The organism is Saccharomonospora iraqiensis subsp. paurometabolica YIM 90007 (genome assembly GCF_000231035.2).
GTDB lineage: Bacteria > Actinomycetota > Actinomycetes > Mycobacteriales > Pseudonocardiaceae > Saccharomonospora > Saccharomonospora paurometabolica.
This window is the reverse complement of the sequence record NZ_KI912238.1, coordinates 1-1,905: the sequence shown is the minus strand read 5'-3', so window position 1 is coordinate 1,905 and position 1,905 is coordinate 1. Positions and strand designations below refer to the sequence as shown.

The 1,905-nt window shown below is 74.2% G+C and carries 1 protein-coding gene and 1 pseudogene; both read left to right on the top strand.

Annotated features, from left to right (window positions below; genetic code table 11):
- Nucleotides 1–209 precede the first annotated feature (209 nt).
- On the top strand, nt 210–1,094 hold the full coding sequence (locus tag SACPADRAFT_RS0212080) for an AAA family ATPase (RefSeq protein ID WP_028662420.1): 885 nt from the start codon (nt 210–212) through the stop codon (nt 1,092–1,094).
- A gap of 335 nt (nt 1,095–1,429) precedes the next feature.
- Nucleotides 1,430–1,905, top strand: a pseudogene (locus tag SACPADRAFT_RS0212075) (VWA domain-containing protein); the annotation flags it as partial.

The following is a 1,905-nucleotide window of genomic DNA, read 5'->3' as shown; positions in this document are numbered from 1 at the left end:
CGTCGGCGGGGTCGGGCTGCGGTTCCGGCACATCGGCAACCTAGCGATCCGGCCGCCGTCGTGGTAGCGGCCGGACAGGCGGTGCGGTAGCGGCCGGGTGAGCGACGCGGGCCCGGACTGCCGTTAGGCTCGGGACCGTGACAGCCGACGCCACGGACAGCGACCGTCCACCCGACGGCCCACCCGACGGGAGCGGGGGCGCGGCGGCCGTGCCGGCGGTCCCGACGGTCGACTCGCCGGACGAACTGGCCGGACTGCTGGAGAACACCGGCTACCTCGCCGATGCCGGGGTCGCCACGGCCGCGTTCCTCGCCCTGCGGATGGGCAGGCCCCTGTTCTGCGAGGGCGAGCCCGGCACCGGGAAGACGTCGCTGGCCGTGTCGCTGGCCGAGGCGCTCGGTCTGCCCCTGATCCGGCTCCAGTGCCACGAGGGCATCGACGCGGGGCAGGCACTGTACGAATGGGACTTCCCCCGGCAGCTGCTGCACCTGCGGGCGCTGGAGGCGGTCGAGGGCGGACGGCTCGACGTCGACACCGCCGAACAGTCCCTCTACACCGAACGGTTCCTGCTGGCCCGGCCGCTGCTGCGGGCGTTGACGACGGCGCCGTGCGTGCTGTTGGTCGACGAGATCGACCGCGCCGACGACGAGTTCGAGGCGTTCCTGCTGCAACTGCTGGACGAGAACGCCGTCACCATCCCCGAGTACGGGGAGGTGCGCGCGGCGGTGCCCCCGCTGGTCGTGCTCACCTCGAACCGCGTCCGCGAGGTCCACGACGCGCTGAAGCGCCGGTGTCTGTACCACTGGCTCGAACACCCCGGCCTGGAGCGGGAGATCGCGATCCTGCGCGGCCGGGTCCCCGGACTCGGCGAGCGACTGGCCCGCCAGGTCGCCGAGGCGGTCGGGCGGTTGCGTACGCGGGAGCTGCTCAAACCACCCGGCGTGGCCGAGGCGCTGGACTGGGCCCGGGCACTGGCCACACTCGGCCGGGACACCCTGGACGCCGAGTCGGCCGCCACGACACTCGGCACGGTGCTCAAGTACAGCGAGGACCTGGACCGCGTCCGCGCCGACCTGGACACCCTCCTCACCTGACCCCGCGAGTCGCCACCCCAGAACGCCGAGTCGCCACTGCAGAACGCCGAGTCGCCACTGCAGGACGGCGAGTCGGCACCCCAGGACGGTGACTCGCGACTCCAGGACGGTGAGGCGACGCCGGGCGACGGCAGACCCGCTCCGTGCGGTCATGAGGGAAGACGGACGGCGGACCGGACGCGGCGGGGCGCAGGGCCGGAGCGCCAATATGCGGGTCCGGAGTGGCAACTCGCGGGCTTGGAGTGGCAACTCGCGGGCCCAGGTTGGCAACTCGCGGGTTTGGAGTGGCGACTCGCGGGTGCCCCTGGGGGTGACTCGCGGGGCAGAATGGGGGGATGAGCACCTCCGGGGTCGTCGGTGACCCGCTGCCCGGGCTCGTCGGATTCGCCGCGGCGCTGCGGGAGTCCGGGGTGAGCTGTGACGCGCGCCGGGTGCGGGCGTACCTCGACGCCGTCGAGCGGGTCGACGCCGCCGACGTCGGGCAGATCTACTGGGCCGGCCGGGTCACCCTGTGTTCCGAACCCGACGACCTGCCCCGGTACGACCGGGCGTTCGCCGCGTGGTTCGGCGCCGAGTCGCCCGACCGGGGGTCGCGGGGCACCCCGGTGGCCGTCCAGCCGCGCATCGCTGCCCTGTCCTCGTCCGGCGACGGCGAGGGCACCGAGGCGGCCGATCCGCTCAGCGTCGCCGCGGGCGACGCCGAGGTGCTGCGGCACCGGGACCTCGCCGAGCTCACCGCCGCCGAGCGCAGGCACCTGCGCGAACTCCTGGCCGCGCTGCGGCCCGTTCCCCCGACACGGCCGTCGTTGCG